This window comes from Hyphomicrobium sp. MC8b (genome assembly GCF_905067615.1).
Taxonomy (GTDB): Bacteria; Pseudomonadota; Alphaproteobacteria; order Rhizobiales; family Hyphomicrobiaceae; genus Hyphomicrobium_B.
The window spans coordinates 3,805,132-3,822,671 of record NZ_LR898465.1 but is presented as its reverse complement, the minus strand read 5'-3'; the positions used below and the strand labels follow the sequence as shown (position 1 = coordinate 3,822,671).

The following is a 17,540-nucleotide window of genomic DNA, read 5'->3' as shown; positions in this document are numbered from 1 at the left end:
CCTTGATTAAGGATTGGGGCTGATGACTGTTCGCAATTTGAACTACCTGTGCGCGCCGCGCTCGGTTGCATTAATTGGAGCCAGCAAGCGTCCAGGGTCAGTGGGCGCGACCGTTTTGAAGAACCTGCTTGAGGGTGGCTTCAAAGGTCCGATCAGCCTCGTAAACCCCAAATACCGCGATATCGACGGCCGCCGTTGCTACTCAACTGTTGCCGACCTGACGGAAGCGCCCGATCTCGCTGTGCTGGCGACACCGCCCGGTACTATCACTGGCCTTATCGAGGAGCTGAGCGCCAAGGGAACGCGAGCTGCAATCGTACTTGCGGCCGGTATGGGTGAGCAGAAAAAGGCGATGATTGCGGCTGCACAGCCGAATTGCCTGCGTATCCTCGGTCCGAACTGCATCGGACTGATGGTCCCGAACATTGGCCTGAATGCCAGTTTCGCTCATCGCGCGCCACTCGCCGGAGACTTGGCGTTCGTTTCGCAATCGGGTGCCTTGGTGACGGCCGTTATCGACTGGGCTGCCGGCCGCGGAATCGGCTTTTCGCACGTCGTCTCGCTCGGTGAGATGGCCGACATCGACCTGGGCGATATGCTGGACTATCTTGCAACCGCCGCCAACACCCGCGCCATTCTTCTCTACGTCGAAGCCGTTACCCACGCGCCGAAGTTCATTTCAGCCGCACGCCGGGCAGCGCGCATGAAGCCCGTCGTTGTCATCAAGACCGGCCGTCACGCTGGCGGCGCCCACGCTGCGCTATCGCACACCGGCGCCTTGGCCGGTTCCGACGCCGCTTACAATGCTGCTTTCCGCCGTTCAGGCATCCTGCGCGTCCTAACGCTCGACGATCTCTTCGCGGCAGCCGAGACTTTGTCGCATGTGCCGCGGCTCGGCGGCGACCGGTTGGCGATTCTGACGAACGGCGGCGGTGCAGGTGTCTTGGCCGCTGACGAACTGCAGGACTGGAAAGGCACGCTGGCGGCGCTCGGACCCGATACGATCGAAGCGCTCAACCGCGTACTCCCGCCGACGTGGTCGCGCGGGAACCCCGTAGATATCATCGGCGACGCCGGAACGAAGCGCTACGCAGACGCGCTTGAGGCACTGCTGCACGATCGCGATTCCGATGCGGTTCTCGTTCTTCACTGTCCGACGGCGACGGTATCTGCGACCGACGCGGCTAAGGCTGTCGTCGACACGGTTGGTGCACATTCGGAGCTGGTCGCGGATAAGCCAGTCATGGCGTGCTGGCTCGGCGACGGTGCCGTCCGCGAAGCACGTGCGCTTTTCAAAGCAAACAAGATCCCGACATTCGAATCGACATCCGCCGCCATCACCGGGTTCATGCAACTCGTCGATCACGCACGCTCGCAGACTGAGCTAATGCGGACGCCACAAATCGCGGCTGGCGACCACAAGTATCACTCGCGATCTGCCGGTCGGGAAATCCGAAAGATTCTCGAAAGCGGCAGAACTGTCGCGTCGGCGCTCGAAACCAAGACGATCCTGGCAGCGTATGGCATTCCGACGGACAAGGCAGTTCTGGCGTCCGATCCAGAGGCCGTTCGCTCTGTCGCGGCCGGCATTCTGAAAAACAACGACGCGTGCGTCATCAAGATCGCCTCGCCCGACATCTCGCATAAATCGGACGTCGGTGGCGTACACCTGAACCTTGAAAGCGAGGCAGCCGCCGAACAAGCGGCGGTCGATATGCTGGCGAAGATCAAGGCCAAATTGCCGAAAGCCCGGATCGACGGCTTCACGGTTGAGCCGATGGTCAAGCGGCCGGATGCGCTTGAGACGATTGTCGGTATGAGCGTCGACCAGACTTTCGGTCCGATGCTTCTCTTCGGTGCAGGCGGTGTTGCGGTCGAAGTGCTGCGCGATAGCGCAATGGCGTTGCCGCCGCTCGATATGCATCTCGCGCACCAGATGATCTGCGAAACGCGGATTTCTCGGCTGCTGAAGGGCTATCGCGATCACGCTCCTGCCGACATGGACGCCATCGCGGATACGCTCGTTCGCATTAGCGACCTCATCGTCGACCACCCGGAGATTCGCGAACTCGATATCAATCCGCTGCTCGTCGACAAAGACGGCGTGATCGCGATCGACGCGCGCATGAAGCTTGCAAACGAAGACGCGAACCCGCGTCTGCCGCTCGCCATAAGGCCTTATCCCGCTCACCTTGAACGAGAGATTTCAATCAATCCGGTGGGCAAAGTTCTCATTCGGCCCGTGCGCCCCGAAGATGAGCCGGCTTTTGCTAAGTTCTTTTCGCAGATCTCCGAGGAAGATGTCCGGCTACGGTTCTTTACCGGCCGTAAGACATTCCCGCACCCGTTCCTCGCGTCGTTGACGCAAATCGACTACGCCCGCGAAATGGCATTCGTCGCAATCGACGCGAAAACGAATGAAATGATCGGCGGTTCGCGCCTTGTCCTCGAACCGGATCAGACGCGTGGCGAATTCGGTATTCTGGTCCGGTCCGATCTCCACGGCCACGGCCTCGGCTGGCAATTGATGTCAGCCTTGTTGAGCTACGCCCAGCACGAAGGCGTCGAGCAGATCTACGGCCTCGTCAACGTGGCCAATACCCATATGCTCGACATGGCAAGGGACCTCGGTTTCGAAACGCGACCCTACGATGGCGACTCGTCGATCCGCGAGGTCGTTTGGCATCCGGCGGCATCGGCGCTCAAAGTGCCAGCTGTCCAAGCTGCTCAAAAGACGCCTGAAAAGACGTCGTCCTAAAACAGGGAGACGTCGGCTAGGTGTTGTGCGATCTCGCTTGTCGGGACGTTGGTCAAATCCATCTCGATCTCGGCGATGACGGTCTCGCGAACGGCGGGGCTGATCATTTTGCGAAGCTTGCCCAGCATCACCGTCGGAGCGACGAGAACCAGCCTGTCGAACGAGCGGCTTTTGAGTCGGTTTGCCAACATGGTGCTGAGCTGGCTAGCAAACAGCCCATCGAGCGCCTTGGTTACTCTCGGTCGCTCTTCCTGAGGCGCGGGGTCCGACCGGTATGGATAGCGTCCGTCCCCGACGGCGTGCTCGAAAAATGCACGACTGTTCCCGAGCGCTTCGAGAATCCGCGCGCCGCTGCTGTCCGCAATTAAGATCCAGGTACGTTTCACTATTGCTGCCCTTCCCCAGTCCCAATGATCAGGCGTCGGGGCGGCAGTCCGAATTGACCTCGATCAATTGAGGTTGCTCATAGTAAGGACTTTGAAACCTTCGTAGGGCCACGGATTGGCGGCCGCCCAGCCCCAATAAACTTGGCGCTCCGCGGGAGTTAAGGTCTTGGGCAGAAGAGGCCCGAGCAGGGTTTTTTCCCATTCGACATGCTCATGCCGCCGCTCTGCTGCGTTGCGGATTAAAAATCCCAGCATGCTGCTCTCGACCGGCTCGCCCTTAGCGATCATGTCGAAACATTCAGCCAGTTCGTCATTAATGCCCGAGATCTCGATATGCTGTCGGGTCAGCGGTGTGAAACATCTGCACACATCGGAAACAGCTTCATGGCGCCGGGCGATGAGCGGCACGATAACTTCGTCCTGCAGCTTCAGATGCGCTGCCCATGTCGATTGCAACAATTTCGACAGGATGTCGATTGTTGTTGTATTCAGCGATCCAGGTAGGCTATCGGCCACAGCCAGCAGGGACTTGCAGATGTCGAGCTGCAGAGCGCAATCTGCTTTAAAGCGCGCCGCCGGGTGCTCACTGTCTGTCGTTCCTGCCATGTGGGGGCGGTTGTTGGTAGCCATAACGTCTCCAATCGGACGTCTCGAATTTCGTGGAATTGTCACGAAACTGCTTTGACCGAGATCAGTCGATGGCTGGGACGCACGGGGACACGTCATCCCGATCCGCGGATCGCAACATCTGGATTGCAAGGTATTGAGGCATTAGAGTGGATCAGGAAGAACCAGTCATATCAAGGTCTGCCATGCTAAAGGCGATCCTGGAGTCGGCGGTCGCTGCGATCCTGGCAATCGACAGTTCAGGCCGCATCCAAAGCGTCAATCCGGCCGCCGAACAAATGTTTGGCTATTCCGCCGACGAGATGCTCAACAAGCCGATCAATATGCTGATGCCGGAGCCGTATCAGTCCCAACACGACAGTTATCTTCAGCGCCATTTGACGACCGGCGAAAAAAGGATCATCGGCGTCGGCCGCGAGGTGCAGGGTCTGCACAAGGACGGCACCGTTTTTCCGATCCATCTTTCGGTGGGCATGTTCGAGGTCGGTGGCCGGAAATTCTTCTCAGGTATCATCAACGATCTGAGTGCGCGTGCGCGATTGCAGGCCGAGATCGACCGTCAGTCTCTGCTATTTCAGGCTGTCTTCGATCACGTTCCGGAAGCGCTCGTCATTTCGTCCCCGGATGGAGAGATCATTCTCGTCAATCCGGCGGCGACACGCATGTTCGGGTACACGTCCGATGAAGCCATGATATCCGATCTGTCGAACCTTTTTGCCGATCCGCATGATTTTCACAAACTCGAGGATGATCAGGCCGACAGCACGGGCAGCCGGACCATCCTGACGTCGCTCCGGCGGCGCGACGGGACGAGGTTTCCAGGCCAAGGTCACGTGGCCGATATCGTTGGCGCCGATGGTTCGCGCGTCGCGGTCGTCGGTCTCTTTCGCGACATGACTTCGGACATCAAACAGAAAGAAGCCGCGCTGAAATCGCAGCGGCTGGAAGCCATCGGCCAGCTCAGCGGCGGCATCGCTCACGACTTCAACAATCTGCTGACCATCATCTCCGGAAATTTGGAGCTGCTTGAAGAGACAATCACCAATCCGCAGGATCACGAGCTTCTGACGCGCGCGGCGCGTGCCGCTGACTCTGGCGCGCGATTGACCAATCGTCTCTTGACGTTTGCGCGCCGCCGTCAGCTTGCCGCCGAGGTGATCAATCTCAACGAACAGGTTCGCGGCATGACCGAATTGCTGCGGCGAACGCTCGGCGACACGATCGAATTGCGAACCCATCTGGCGCCCGATCTGTGGCTGGCGCGCGTCGATGCCGGCGAGGTGGAAGCCGCTGTCATCAATCTCGCGATCAACGCTCGCGATGCGATGCCCGACGGCGGCAAGCTCACGATCCGGACTGACAACGCGACGCTCGAAGAGGGAGAAATCGGCTTTGAAGGCCCGCTGACCGCTGGCGAATACGTTCGCATTTCCGTCTCTGACAACGGCATCGGCATGACGAAAGAAACCTTGCACCGTGTGTTCGAGCCGTTCTTCACCACCAAGCCGCCAGGTCGTGGCACCGGCCTCGGTCTCAGCACCATCTACGGCTTTGTGAAGCAGTCGCAAGGCAACATCACGATCTACAGCGAGCCGGGCACCGGCACGACCATCAATCTCTATTTGCCGCGCAGCGTCGATGCCAAAAATGCCCAGCAGTCGTCGCCTGCTTCGGAGGCGCACGAAGCCACCGGCGAGACGGTGCTCGTCGTCGAGGACAATCGCGACGTCCGCGCCCTGACGGTGAAGCGGTTCGAACGCCTCGGCTACCGCGTCGTCGAATGCGTCACTGGCGCGGAGGCGAAGGAAGCGTTGAAGGGAGGCCTGGCCGTCGATCTGGTCTTCACCGACATCATGATGCCGGGCGGCATGACAGGGATCGACCTCGGCAAATGGATCGCAGCAAATCGTCCAGGACTGCCGGTTATCCTGACGACCGGGTTCGCCGAAGAGATCGCAGGGACCACAGCATCGGGCGATGAGACATGGGCGATTTTGCGCAAGCCATATGCTCAGAAGGATTTGGCAAACATCCTTCGCGCGGTCCTCGACAAGAAAGCTGCTGCGCCGTCGTCCTGAGCGTGATCCTCAGCCGCGCCGGACGTCTATCGCCAGCATATACCCGATGCCACGCACCGATTTGATCTGGGCGGACTTGGATCCGTCATCGTCGATTTTTTTGCGCAAGCGGCTGACCAGCGCGTCGATGGAGCGATCGAGCGGCGAATAGTCGTGCCCTTTGAGCAAGTCCATGATCTCGTCCCGCGACAAGACCCGATGCGGCCGCCGGATGAATATTTCGAGTAGATTGAACTCGCCTGTCGTGAGCTCGCGCACGCCGCCGGTTGAATCCTTCAATTCGCGGCTGGTTATATCCAAGGCCCAGCAGCCGAAGTGATAGACCTCATGCTTCGCCTGCGGCGCCGGAGCGCCGGACGGGCTCGCATCATGGCGCCTCAGTACCGCGCGTACCCTGGCAAGGACCTCTCGTAAGTTGAACGGCTTCGATATGTAATCGTCGGCTCCGAGTTCTAGCCCAACGATACGATCGACGGCATCGCCTTTTCCAGAGACCATGACGATCGGAATGTCGCCGTTGGCGCGAATTTCACGCGCAAGACTAAGGCCGTCGTCCCGGCCGAGCGTCAGATCAAGTGTAACGAGGCTGACGCCGCCCTTTGCCAAGGCCGCCCGAGCGTCGGTAGCATCTCCGGCCTCGGAGACCAGATAACCTTCGCGCTCAAAGCACGTCCGCAACAGCAGCCTGATCTCCGGGTCATCATCGATAACGAGAATTTCAGTCGTCACGCCCGATCCCCGGATTTCTGTCGATCTTCCAAGCAGCGCCCGATCAGGGTTCAGGCGCCCCATCGCTATGACTGCGACGAGTAGATGTTGGATATACGCAAAAATTCCTCGAGCAGGAAGTGTCGCTTCGCCGCTTGGAGAGCCCTCGGGGCGCCCGTATCGGTCGCCGCCACCAGTCAATATGATCACCGCTAATGGCGGGTAACTATTTGAAATTCAGATGCGAGCGAACGCCACCCACCTTTTTGCTTATTGACATTGCCCAGAAATTTTTAGGCGCCCACCCGAGCGCATAGGGCTTCAGGGTTTCGGCGGCTGCCAAATAGGCAACGGTAATTCCCGCGATGGCCGCAAGGACCCCGCCAGGAAGCGGAACGAACCCTGCAAAATGTCCGAGCGGCGAGAGGGCGACGGCCATCGCCACGGCGAGCGCCCCGATCGAACTCGCCGCAAGAACGCTGTTTGGCCGGCTTGTCCAGAATGGCTTGGCCGTCCGGATGATGAAAATGACCAGGATCTGCGTCGTGATTGATTCGACGAACCACGCCGTCCGGAAGACATCGGCGTCGACTTTGAATACCAGCGACAGCATCAGAAAGGTCCCCAGATCGAACAGCGACGACAGTGGCCCCATGATCAGCGTGAAGCCGAGCACAGAGCCGACATCCCAGGTCTGCGGCCGCGACAGCGTCGTGTCGTCGGCGCTGTCGAATGGGATACCGATCTCGGAGAGGTCGTAGAGCAGGTTGTTGATGAGAATCTGCAGCGGCATCAGTGGCAGAAATGGCAGGATCAACGACGCGAGCGCCATCGACAGCATGTTGCCGAAGTTCGAACTCGTCCCCATGCGAACATATTTCATGATGTTGGCATAGGTCCTGCGGCCCTCGGCGACGCCATCAGCCAGAACGCCGAGATCGGGTTGAAGCAGGATGATATCGGCAGCATCGCGCGCGACGTCGGTTCCACCTTCAACCGATAGTCCGACGTCTGCGGCATGTATAGCGGTCGCATCATTGATGCCGTCGCCGAGGAAGCCGACCGTAAAACCCCGCATGCGCAGCGCTCTAACGATCCGCCCCTTCTGCTCGGGGGAAACACGTACGAAAAGATCATTGCTCGACACCTTCTCGATCAGTGCGACTTCGGAGGTGCCGTCGAGGTCTTCGCCGGACATGATGCCCTGTGCCGGCAGATCGAGCTGCTTGACGAGATTGAGCACGACCGGCGCGGCATCTCCTGAGATGATTTTTACCGCGACGCCCGCGCCTCGGAGCTTTGCGACGGCCGCCGTCGCCGAGCTTTTGGGGGGATCCAGGAAGGACGCGCAGCCGACAAAGGTCAGGTCCGTTTCATTCTCAGGCCGGGTCGTCGTGCACTCTGGACCAACGTCGCGCCGGGCGACACCGAGCAATCGCAACCCTTGGTGAGACTTGGCTTCGAATAATCGATCAAGCTCGGACCGGCGCGCTGCGTCGAGCGGATGCACCGTGCCGTCCGCAAGCTCAACTTGCGAGCACCGCGCCAATAACATCTCGGGCGCGCCCTTGGCGATGATTTGAGGTTTGCCATCGTGCGCGACAAGCACCGATGAACGGCGGCGCTCGAAGTCGAATGGTGCATCATCCAGAAATGTCCAGCTTGCGTCGGCAGGCGGCAGAGCGGCTATCACCGCGTCGTCGAGATTGCTCCGAACGCCGCTGGCAAATTGGCTGTTGAGTCTGATGAGCTTCGCAGCAGCCTCGCTGTGGCTGCCATCGATTCCGATGCTCTCGACCAACGCGATCTTGGCTTCTGTCAGCGTTCCGGTCTTGTCCGTGCAAAGCACGTTCATGGCGCCGAGATCGTGGATGGCTGAAAGTCGCTTGACCACGACCTTTTGCTTCGCCATGCGCAAGGCACCGCGCGCGAGCGTTACCGTCATGATCATCGGCAGCAGTTCCGGCGTCAGCCCGACGGCGAGCGCTACCGCGAACATGAAGCTTTCGAGTGACAGCCCGTGCAGCACCAGCTGCGTCAGGAGCACGAAGAGCACCAGAAATGCCGTCAGTCGGAGAATGAGAGTGCCAAGCCGATGCACGCCGCGTTCGAACGCCGTCATCGGTTCGCGTGCCTCGACCGAAGCTGCGATGGCGCCGAACATTGTCGCCCCGCCGGTCGCCATCACGAGCATTGTCGCCTCACCCGAGACAACGCTGGTTCCGGCAAATAGCGCGTTACGCGCTTCCGCGATCAGCACACTCGTACATGTGGCAGCGCACTTTTCACACGGATAGGGTTCTCCCGTCAGACTGGCTTCGTTCGTCAGCGCGTTGCGGCTGGCGATAACGATGCCGTCGGCCGGCACAAGGTCTCCAGCGCGCAGCTTCACGACATCTCCGCGAACGATATCCTTGACCGGCATTTCAATCGGCCGCCCGTCGCGCAACACGGTCGCCGTGACGGCAACAGACTTTTTCAACGCGTCAATGGCCATCTCGGCTTCGCGCTCTTGATAAAGGTCCAATGCAATCGACAGCGCGACAATCAGAACGATGATGAAAAAGCTTTGCCAATCGCCTGCCGTTCCGGAGACCGCTGCAGACAGCAAAAGAATGGCCGTCATCGGTTCGCCGACGCGTCGGAGTGCTTTCGCCAGGAGGCTTGGGTGGCCACTGACGCCGATGAGATTTGGACCGTCCTTCGCCAAACGCTCAGCAGCTTCGCCAGTATGAAGACCTGTCGGCCTGCTCGCCAACGATTGGATTGCCGTTTCGACCGGCTCTGTCCAGAAAGGATGAGGGCGAGTTGGAACGCTCATATTGGCGAAATTCTCACTGTGGCGCATCGCAGATCGCAAGCGGGCATGATGCAGAGCTTGCGGGTCTTACGCAGCACCGCCCATTCGCGCCGGACCGAGATCTACATCGTCAAACTTCGCGTTCGCCAACTTTGCGCCAGGTCAATGTCGCCTCATGCAACTAACGGCGATTGTGATTGTGCACCAAGCCGACCAGGGTCGAGTGCCTGCCGCTTTTAATAGTAGATAGCGGCAACTAACTTGAGAGTTTCACCCACAGCGACGCCGCCTCCGCGTCGGCTGACACTGAGCGGGCGCCTCGAAGCCCATCCCCCGGCCGAGGCGCCTGCATTTTTGCGAGGAGCAGGCAGTGACGCTCGACGAGTTGCAGAGAAATGAGCGTTTGCTGATGCGATTGGCCTTCGAGAGGGCCTGTGCGATCGCTGGCCTGTCTCTGAATGTGGACGAACTACTCGATGACGGCGCCTACGCCCGCGTGGCTGCGGCCGTCCAAATTCAAGTCGAGCGCGGCGTTTCCGATCTCGACGTCATCGCGGGCAATGCGGCTGTCGCTATGGCGGAAAATGATTCAGGAAGCGCCGCCCGGGCGGGGGGTTGACGCCAGCGAGTTTCGACCCTGCTCGACGCAGCCTCGCGAATCACGTTTTGTGGCATGTGAACGGGACTCGGCGCAAAGCAGGGATTTTTGCGCGTTTCCGGACGGGGGAAGGGCGACGAATTATGAAGATATTTCAAATACTTATGGCGGGAATTTTTTGTCTTCTCGGCGCCTCTTCCGCCTATGCCGGCGGTGATCTGACGGACTATGCCTATACGCCGCCCCCGGCCGCAAACTCCTGTGGCGGGCCATTCTCTGGCTTCTATGCCGGCGGCCTGATTGGCTTTGGCGGTGCAAGCACGAAGACCAACGTGGGCATCGAGCTCAAGGACAACGATAGAGGTTTCACCGGCGGCGGCGTCGCCGGCTATAACTGGCAGTGCAACGGCTGGCTGCTCGGCGCTGAAACCGACATCAACTATTTCAACGCCGATATGACGACGGGCATTACGTGCCCGACGTGCGGCGGGTCACTGACGTTCGGGTCGGAAATCAATTGGTACGGCACGGTGCGCGGACGCGTCGGCTTGGTCGGTAACGAGAACTTTCTCATCTTCGCGATGGGTGGCTTGGCCTACGGTGGAGTCGATCATTCCATCAACAGCAATGCCTTCAATGGCGTGACGTTTTCCGGAACCCAAAGCGACACCGCGGTTGGCTGGACCGCGGGCGGCGGCATCGAATACCTCCTCAACGACAACTGGGCCTTCCGCGCCGATGCATCGTACATTGATTTTGGCTCTACGGATGACACGTTTACGGCTAATGGCGGCGGTTGCGCAGGGACCTGTACGGCGCGTGTCGGTTACGACGACAGCTTCTGGGTTGCGCGCGTCGGTCTGACATATCTCTTCGGCGCTCCCGCAGCTGCTCCTGCGCCTGCTTACGAGCCGATGAAATAGGAATTCGCCGATCTTTCTTTTAGACGATCCCAGCCGGAGCCTCACACCCTGAGGCTCCGGTTTTGTTTTGCGAGCCGTCCGGTTCCGCCAATTGCGCCGGCGCAAGATGGCAGCAGGAAAACGCTCCGCTGCGGCTCAACTCTGAAACTGATGTACCGCAAATACAAAACGAGCGGGCCACTCGTTGACCCGCTCATGTTCTTTTCGCGAACTTCCGGATATTGGGCGATTAAGCCGCCGTCGCCGGCGCTTCCGGAACTTCTTCTTCGCATTTGGCGACCGCGAAGGCGGCAGCTGAAAGGCTGCTCAGATACGTCGTCGACGCGTGCCCTGACTGGAACAGAGCGTCGACCGCAGCGGCCTCTGCCATCATCTCGGCAATGTCGTCCGCCGAAAGATCTGCATAGATCTCGGCAGGTTTGATGTTCGAAAACTCGTTACTCATGACGCACTCAACCCCGATTGAGAAATGTGTTCGCCGTCCCTGCGTTTTCGCTTTTTGGGTGGCGGCGCGTATCCAAGGGTATGAGCCTGAATTCCTAAAAATTGCGGAGTTTCAAAGCGCTGGCTGTTGTTCTGCTTAATATGCCGTTAGCGTCGGCTCGTATTGGAGCATTAACGCTGTTTCAACGTCCGATTCCGCGCGCGGGCCTGACCGGCGTCAGGCCGCTCCGGCATCGAGTGCGGCTTCCAATCGGTTAAGGAAATCCATTTGGCTCTTGAGAATTTTTCGGCGCGCGGTCGCGAGATCGAACCAATTCGCGCGATCAATCTCTGGAAACGTTGCGGTCCGCCCCGAGCGCGGCGGCCATTCGATGCTGAATTGATTGCTAACAAGGCATGCCGGGTCCCAGTCACTTTCCATAGCCCAGACGTGAACCAGCTTGCCGCCGCTCTGCCGCAGCGAGCCGAGCGAAAGTGTCTTGCCGTGGGGACGCAATCCGGTCTCTTCTTCGAATTCCCGGAGCGCCGTCGCGTATGGATCTTCTTCGCCGTGAATTTCACCTTTTGGAACGGTCCAGGCGCCGTCGTCCTTGTTCCGCCAGTAGGGACCGCCTGGATGTGCAAGAAGGACTTCGAGGTCTTGCTGGCGGCGATATAAAAGCAGCCCTGCGCTCTCCGGCGTTTTCACGTCGGCTCTTTCGACGTAAATGGAATTGTCATGTCGCCTCCGAAAACTCCTCTGCTCACCGTCGATTGCGTCGTTGTCGATCCCGCCCGCGGTGTGCTTATGGTTCGCCGGAAAAATCCACCCTTCAAGGGGGAATACGCTTTGCCGGGAGGTTTCGTCGAAATCGGAGAGACTGTGGAGGACGCAGCCAAGCGCGAGTTGATGGAAGAAACGAGCATCAACGCCAAGACGCTGAGTTTGGTCGGCGTCTATTCCAAACCGGACCGCGACCCCCGCGGCCACACCTGTTCCATCGCCTTTCTCGTTCGTGCAGAAAACCAAGAAGCCAAAGCCGGAGACGACGCCGAGGTCGTGGCCTGGATAAAGAATTTCGACGGCATTGAAATCGCCTTCGACCATCGAAAGATTATCACTGACGCGCTGAACCTTATCCGATGATGTGAGAGCCAATGGAATTCAAGGACTACTACAAGATTCTCGGCGTCGAGCGCGGCGCAACACAGGACGACATCAAGAAGGCTTATCGTCAACTCGCGCGCAAGTTCCATCCCGACATCAACAAGGAAGCGGGCGCTGAGGCGAAGTTCAAGGAAATCGGCGAAGCCTATGAAGCGCTCGGCGATCCTGAAAAGCGCGCCGCATACGATCAGCTTGGTAAGGACTGGAAGGCGGGGCAGGAATTCAGACCGCCGCCGAATTGGGATGCCGGTTTCGAATATTCCGGCGCACCCGAAGGCGCGGACTTCAGCGATTTCTTCAGCAGCATCTTCGGCGCAGCGGCGCGCGGCGACAGAGCATCGCGAGGCGGCCGCACGCGCACCACTTTCAATATGCGCGGCGAGGATCACCACGCGTCGATCGTCATTGATTTGCGTGATGCGCTGGAAGGCGCCACGCGGACGATCACGTTGCGCATGCCAGAGATGGATGACAGCGGACACGTCCTCGTTCGCGATAAAAACCTCACCGTGCAGATCCCGAAGGGCGTCACCGAAGGCCAGAGCATTCGCCTCAAGGGGCAAGGTTCTCCGGGCATGGGCGAAGCGCCGGCGGGAGACCTTTATCTCGAAGTCCGCTTCAAGGCTGACGCGCTTTATCGTGTCGTCGGCAAAGACTTATATCTTGAGCTTCCCGTGGCACCTTGGGAAGCTGCGCTCGGCGCGAGCGTCAAGATGCCGACGCCGTCCGGCGCCATTATGCTGAAGGTGCCCGCGGGTTCGGCCAACGGCCGCGAGCTTCGCATCCGCGGACGCGGCATTCCCGCCAAGGAACCGGGCGATTTGTACGCGGTACTCAAGATCGTCTGGCCTCCGGCGACGGATGAAAAGGCCCGCAAGATCTATGAAGAAATGGCGAAGGAATTGGCGTTCGATCCGCGTGCAGGTCTTGGAGTTTAAGCGATGATAGAGAAAAGCACCGGCGCGGTATCGGCAGAAGAAATCGGCACCGAACCCATCTATTCGCTCGAAGAGCTGACCGGCATCTGCAAAGTCGAAGCCGCCTGGGTCGTCGAGCTCGTTGAGCATGGCATCATCGAGGCACGCGGCGCCAGCGTCTCCGAATGGCGCTTTTCGAGCGTCAGCGTCGTGCAGTTGGCGAAAGCCAAACGCTTCGACCGTGATCTCGGCGTCAACCCGGCTGGCATCGCCGTAGTCTTCGACCTCTTGAATGAGATTGATCGGCTCAAAGCCCATCTCCATGTCTTGACGAGCGCGCACTCCTCGCTCGTCGACCGTTCGAGCGACGATACCCGGTAGACCTGCTTCCATACACAGTGAGTGATGCACATGGCCGGCAAACACATCATTGCCGTCGGACACGCGGCGCTCGACTACGTCTACCGAATAGACGCATTTCCGAAGACGGCAACGAAACTGCGGGCGACCGATCATGTCGCGAGCGGGGGCGGCATGGCTGCGAATGCTGCCGCCACGATCGCGCGTCTCGGTGGAGAGGTATCGCTGTGGGCGCGGATCGGCGATGACGCGGCCGGGGGAATTATCCGGCATCAGCTTAGAACTGCCGGCGTCGGGATAAGCCACGTTCGTGCCTTCGAAGGCGTTTCGTCGGCGACGGCCGCGGTGATCGTCGACAAGCGTGGCGAGCGCCTCGTCATCAGCGAGGACGATCATGAATTTCCGCTCGCCGCCGATTGGTTGCCGGTCTCGCATGTCGAGACGGCACATGTGGTCCTCAGCGATTTGACGTGGCTTGAAGGCACGCTGGCGCTGTTCCAGGCCGCGCGTGATCGCGGCGTGCCGACCGTGCTCGATATCGACTTGAACGGCGGTCCACTGCTCGACAAGGTCATCGGCTTGGCCGATTACGCGATCTTCTCGGCCCCCGCATTTAAGCAGTTCACCCATGGCGGCAGCGACGAGGACCGCTTGGCACGGCTGATCCGATCGGGCATTCGCCACGCTGGCGTAACGAGCGGCGACCGCGGGTATCTCTGGGCATCGCAGAGCGGAGAGCATGGCCGGCAACCCGCCTATGCGGTCGACGTAGTCGATACGACGGGCGCGGGCGATGCCTTCCACGGAGCGTTTGCCTGGTGCGTCGCGCGGAACGAGACGGACGCCGACTGCGCCCGGATCGCTTCGGCCGTAGCCGCATTGAGCTGTACGGGTCTCGGGGCCCGCGCCGCTCTTCCGACGTATGATGAAGTGGAAAGCTTTCTTTCGCAGCGACCACAGCAGAGAAATTGAACGTCGCGAGCAATCGAGAGATTTCTTCCTTCAAACTGGGCTGTTTTGAGAAAATCCGCGTTTTCTGCTGCACCGCCGTAGGTGCAGCGCAAAGAAATCCTGATCGGCTGTCGATCAATCCTTGAGACAGCACGCTCCCTTAATGCCGTGTACGGACTGGTCGAATTGGCATCCACCCGCATGGCGGGCCAGCTGCTCCATTTTGTGCGGCGCGAACCCAGATGCAGATCAGACGTGTATTTGCTGCAGGCGGTACTGGCATTCCGGCGAATATCGGGGTCTCATTGAACAATAACAAATAAGAGGATGTGCAATGCCCGATTCTGCTTACACCATGATCTTCGCCCTTGAAGGGCTCCTCATTTTGGGAGCCGTTGGAACGGGGCTGCTGCTTTTCTATTCCAGCCGCCACCATCGCAATAACAGCAAGCTTACAAGTCGCAGCGAATAGCCTTCGCCGGAAGCAGAACCACACGAAGAAATGTGCGCCGATAGCTCTATCCGGCGCACCTCCTCACGCGCATCCCGTCATCTCTGGCGGGAAATTTTTGCGTGTGCCTAAACTTAGGTTTAGTCGGTTAACCGAACGCAGAGGCCCATAAATGGGCGCTGTTCGAAGTTCGCATCGCGGCTCTTTCCCGATTTCATCGGTTTGATCATACCCACAGATAATGGGGCCGGCCACGACAGGCGCCTATCTTTGTGGTGCGGCTTTCAACAAGCGCCGCCCACACAAACGGGGGCTGCCGGCGCAAAGAGATGAATGGAGAATGACAATGAAGATCGCTGTCCTTGCTACGATGTTGCTGGTTTCTGGCGTCTCTGGCGCATTCGCTGCTCCTGCCTGCACGGGCAACTTCAAGACTGCTGGCGCTGCTTGCGACGTCACGAAGTAATAAATCAATCGTAAAAAAGTTCGAAGAATGGGGCGCCTCGCCGCGCCCTTTTTTTGTGCCGAAAAACGAGCAGCGGATTTTGTGGGCAAGGCATCGAAATGACGTCACCCAGAACTGCGTTTCAATCACGACACATTTTCAAAACGCTCGAAACGCCAGGAAATACGGGCATTTTTCGATGTAACGAATGTCTTGCCCACAAACGGATTGGCCATCTCCTCATACCTAGAGATGAAATGTTTTGTGGGTCGAAGAGCGTATGTAGTGCAGGCGGCTTTCATTAAGCGCCGCCCTGAAAACCAGGGCTGCCGCCGGTGCAAACGAGATGAATGGAGAATGACAATGAAGATCGCTGTCCTTGCTACGATGCTGCTGGTCTCTGGCGTTTCGGGCGCGTTCGCTGCCCCGGCCTGCACCGGTAACTTCAAGACCGCTGGCGCCGCTTGCGACGTCACGAAGTAAAATAAATCAATCGTAAAAAAGTTCGAAGAATGGGGTGCCTTGCGGCACCCTTTTTTTTTAGAAAACGCAAGCTGAAGAATTTTGCGAGATATCGAAATGATGTGTGACAGCTCTGCGTTTAAATCACGACATGTTTTCATGCGCGAAACACCAGAAAATGCGCGTGTTTTTGATGGTTCGAGCGCCAAAGACGTAAACCGATAGGCCACGAAAACATACTTAGAGATGAAATGTTTTTCGGGTGAGAGAGCGTATCTACCTTGTGCGGCTTTCAATAAGCGCCGCCCTGAAAACCAGGGCTGCCGCCGGTGCAAACGAGATGAATGGAGAATGACAATGAAGATCGCTGTCCTTGCTACGATGTTGCTGGTTTCTGGCGTCTCTGGCGCGTTCGCTGCCCCGGCCTGCACGGGTAACTTCAAGACCGCTGGCGCTGCTTGCGACGTCACGAAGTAATAAGTCGAGCGTTAAACACGCGAAGAATGGGCGCCCCGCGGCGCCCTTTTTTCGCAGCTATCGAAATAGTGACGTTCTGCTCTGCGTGCCGATCAAGGTACGATGCGCGGTTGATCAGAAAGCGCTTGGTTTCCGGCGCACTTCAACAACGGAAGCGCCAAAACGTCCTGCCGGCAAACGGCAGATCATACTTTCAGATAATGGTTTCGCTCCGCGTTCTTCATATCTAACCGCTGCTATCCCTCGATGGAGAGCCTGCTTTCGCACATTTCGCCAAGTGGGCGCATGGAGATAAGTGATGAAACTCGTAGCTCTCAGCGCGCTGATTTTGGTGTCGGCCACTGCTTCGGCATTTGCCGCGCCTCACTGCAGCGGTGACTTCAAGTCTACCGGCGCCGCATCCAGCGTGGCGTGCGCGATAACGAAATAACGCCGACCACAATCGGCAAATTGAAAGAAGGGCGTCCGCAAGGGGCGTCCTTTTTCATTTGTTCTTCCCGCAGGCACGCCCACTCAGCAGAGTGTCGGTACTGAGATTTTTTGTATCGTTCGGCCGCACATCCATAGATCGATTGAAGCGATAGGAACCAATCAAACATCGCGTTGGAATGATAATTTGGCGGCGCCCATTCTCTTATCAGCTCTTCAAGACAAGCCGCTCACGGGAGCGGAGGTGAAGACAAGATAAGGAGAAGAAAAATGAGAAAGTCTGTAATGGCCCTCTCGGCGATCCTGCTCGCAACCGGCGCAACGGGCGCCTTGGCGGCTCGCTTAAGCACTCCCACACACAGTCGAGCGATGGAACGTGCTCAAACCGAGATGCAGACGGAAACACCGGCTGAATTCTGCCGCTGGCACGGTGCGGATACGAATTACGATATGTACTGTGCACCGTATAATGATTAATCGGCGGTTGATACACGCACCACGGAAAAGCGCGCCGGAAACGGCGCGTTTTTGGTTTGTGGCGAGAGCGTCCGTCAGGACAAAACAGTATGCGACTTATCT

The 17,540-nt window shown here is 58.6% G+C and carries 16 protein-coding genes; 9 read left to right on the top strand and 7 right to left on the bottom strand.

The genetic code is table 11. The features are described 5' to 3' along the window. Nucleotides 1-22 precede the first annotated feature (22 nt). Nucleotides 23-2,758 carry a bifunctional acetate--CoA ligase family protein/GNAT family N-acetyltransferase gene (locus ACLB1Z_RS18330; protein ID WP_409561132.1) on the top strand — a complete coding sequence of 912 codons (2,736 nt, stop codon included), beginning with the start codon at nt 23-25 and terminating at the stop codon, nt 2,756-2,758. Here ACLB1Z_RS18330 and ACLB1Z_RS18325 read toward each other — a convergent pair. Both ACLB1Z_RS18325 and ACLB1Z_RS18320 read right to left on the bottom strand, forming a co-directional pair. Then, a complete protein-coding gene (locus ACLB1Z_RS18325) occupies nt 2,755-3,144 on the bottom strand; it encodes a host attachment protein (protein ID WP_409561131.1) in 390 nt (129 codons plus the stop codon). The genes ACLB1Z_RS18330 and ACLB1Z_RS18325 overlap by 4 nt on opposite strands. 63 nt (nt 3,145-3,207) lie before the next feature. Continuing rightward, a complete protein-coding gene (locus ACLB1Z_RS18320) occupies nt 3,208-3,774 on the bottom strand; it encodes a hypothetical protein (RefSeq protein WP_409561130.1) in 567 nt (188 codons plus the stop codon). 182 nt (nt 3,775-3,956) lie between these two features. Between ACLB1Z_RS18320 and ACLB1Z_RS18315 the strand changes: the two genes are divergently transcribed. Beyond that, complete coding sequence (locus ACLB1Z_RS18315) at nt 3,957-5,849, top strand: PAS domain S-box protein (protein ID WP_409561129.1); 1,893 nt, start codon at nt 3,957-3,959, stop codon at nt 5,847-5,849. A 9-nt stretch (nt 5,850-5,858) separates the two neighbouring features. Here the strand turns inward: ACLB1Z_RS18315 and ACLB1Z_RS18310 are convergent, their stop codons facing one another. Further along, nucleotides 5,859-6,578 (bottom strand): response regulator, encoded by a 720-nt coding sequence (locus ACLB1Z_RS18310; RefSeq protein ID WP_409561128.1) that lies wholly within the window; start codon nt 6,576-6,578, stop codon nt 5,859-5,861. A gap of 205 nt (nt 6,579-6,783) precedes the next feature. Further along, entirely contained in the window at nt 6,784-9,378 is a 2,595-nt protein-coding gene (gene mgtA, locus ACLB1Z_RS18305) for a magnesium-translocating P-type ATPase (RefSeq protein ID WP_409561127.1), read from the bottom strand. Between the two features lie 349 nt (nt 9,379-9,727). Between mgtA and ACLB1Z_RS18300 the strand changes: the two genes are divergently transcribed. Both ACLB1Z_RS18300 and ACLB1Z_RS18295 read left to right on the top strand, forming a co-directional pair. Continuing rightward, complete coding sequence (locus ACLB1Z_RS18300; protein ID WP_409561126.1) at nt 9,728-9,976, top strand: hypothetical protein; 249 nt, start codon at nt 9,728-9,730, stop codon at nt 9,974-9,976. Between the two features lie 122 nt (nt 9,977-10,098). After that, on the top strand, nt 10,099-10,878 hold the full coding sequence (locus ACLB1Z_RS18295; protein ID WP_409561125.1) for an outer membrane protein: 780 nt from the start codon (nt 10,099-10,101) through the stop codon (nt 10,876-10,878). A 229-nt stretch (nt 10,879-11,107) separates the two neighbouring features. Here the strand turns inward: ACLB1Z_RS18295 and ACLB1Z_RS18290 are convergent, their stop codons facing one another. Together ACLB1Z_RS18290 and ACLB1Z_RS18285 are read right to left on the bottom strand one after the other, a co-directional pair. After that, nucleotides 11,108-11,323, bottom strand: coding sequence for a hypothetical protein (locus ACLB1Z_RS18290; RefSeq protein WP_013949628.1), 216 nt, complete (start codon nt 11,321-11,323; stop codon nt 11,108-11,110). Between the two features lie 216 nt (nt 11,324-11,539). Beyond that, on the bottom strand, nt 11,540-12,010 hold the full coding sequence (locus ACLB1Z_RS18285) for an NUDIX domain-containing protein (protein WP_409561124.1): 471 nt from the start codon (nt 12,008-12,010) through the stop codon (nt 11,540-11,542). Nucleotides 12,011-12,040: 30 nt separating this feature from the next. On the opposite strand from ACLB1Z_RS18285, the gene ACLB1Z_RS18280 reads away from it, so the two are divergent. The 4 genes from ACLB1Z_RS18280 to ACLB1Z_RS18265 are packed head-to-tail and all read left to right on the top strand — an operon-like array spanning nt 12,041 to nt 14,718. After that, nucleotides 12,041-12,448 (top strand): NUDIX domain-containing protein, encoded by a 408-nt coding sequence (locus ACLB1Z_RS18280; protein WP_409561123.1) that lies wholly within the window; start codon nt 12,041-12,043, stop codon nt 12,446-12,448. Nucleotides 12,449-12,459: 11 nt separating this feature from the next. Next, nucleotides 12,460-13,407 (top strand): DnaJ C-terminal domain-containing protein, encoded by a 948-nt coding sequence (locus ACLB1Z_RS18275; RefSeq protein ID WP_409561122.1) that lies wholly within the window; start codon nt 12,460-12,462, stop codon nt 13,405-13,407. Nucleotides 13,408-13,410: 3 nt separating this feature from the next. Next, complete coding sequence (locus ACLB1Z_RS18270) at nt 13,411-13,767, top strand: chaperone modulator CbpM (RefSeq protein ID WP_409561121.1); 357 nt, start codon at nt 13,411-13,413, stop codon at nt 13,765-13,767. 30 nt (nt 13,768-13,797) lie between these two features. Beyond that, a complete protein-coding gene (locus ACLB1Z_RS18265; protein WP_409561120.1) occupies nt 13,798-14,718 on the top strand; it encodes a PfkB family carbohydrate kinase in 921 nt (306 codons plus the stop codon). 1,021 nt (nt 14,719-15,739) lie between these two features. Here the strand turns inward: ACLB1Z_RS18265 and ACLB1Z_RS18260 are convergent. Beyond that, nucleotides 15,740-16,486: a hypothetical protein gene (locus ACLB1Z_RS18260; RefSeq protein WP_409561119.1), complete on the bottom strand. Its 747-nt coding sequence runs from the start codon at nt 16,484-16,486 to the stop codon at nt 15,740-15,742. A 745-nt stretch (nt 16,487-17,231) separates the two neighbouring features. On the opposite strand from ACLB1Z_RS18260, the gene ACLB1Z_RS18255 reads away from it, so the two are divergent. After that, nucleotides 17,232-17,438, top strand: coding sequence for a hypothetical protein (locus ACLB1Z_RS18255; RefSeq protein WP_409561118.1), 207 nt, complete (start codon nt 17,232-17,234; stop codon nt 17,436-17,438). The last annotated feature ends 102 nt before the right edge of the window (nt 17,439-17,540 follow it).

Bases quoted from the DNA above. Each gene is read 5' to 3' on its own strand.
- ACLB1Z_RS18315 (WP_409561129.1), top strand. From the start codon at position 3,957: ATGCTAAAGGCGATCCTGGAGTCGGCGGTCGCTGCGATCCTGGCAATC.
- ACLB1Z_RS18280 (WP_409561123.1), top strand. From the start codon at position 12,041: ATGTCGCCTCCGAAAACTCCTCTGCTCACCGTCGATTGCGTCGTTGTC.
- ACLB1Z_RS18320 (WP_409561130.1), bottom strand. From the start codon at position 3,774: ATGGCTACCAACAACCGCCCCCACATGGCAGGAACGACAGACAGTGAG.
- ACLB1Z_RS18295 (WP_409561125.1), top strand. From the start codon at position 10,099: ATGAAGATATTTCAAATACTTATGGCGGGAATTTTTTGTCTTCTCGGC.
- ACLB1Z_RS18270 (WP_409561121.1), top strand. From the start codon at position 13,411: ATGATAGAGAAAAGCACCGGCGCGGTATCGGCAGAAGAAATCGGCACC.
- ACLB1Z_RS18275 (WP_409561122.1), top strand. From the start codon at position 12,460: ATGGAATTCAAGGACTACTACAAGATTCTCGGCGTCGAGCGCGGCGCA.
- ACLB1Z_RS18290 (WP_013949628.1), bottom strand. From the start codon at position 11,323: ATGAGTAACGAGTTTTCGAACATCAAACCTGCCGAGATCTATGCAGAT.
- mgtA (WP_409561127.1), bottom strand. From the start codon at position 9,378: ATGAGCGTTCCAACTCGCCCTCATCCTTTCTGGACAGAGCCGGTCGAA.
- ACLB1Z_RS18330 (WP_409561132.1), top strand. From the start codon at position 23: ATGACTGTTCGCAATTTGAACTACCTGTGCGCGCCGCGCTCGGTTGCA.
- ACLB1Z_RS18265 (WP_409561120.1), top strand. From the start codon at position 13,798: ATGGCCGGCAAACACATCATTGCCGTCGGACACGCGGCGCTCGACTAC.
- ACLB1Z_RS18255 (WP_409561118.1), top strand. From the start codon at position 17,232: ATGAGAAAGTCTGTAATGGCCCTCTCGGCGATCCTGCTCGCAACCGGC.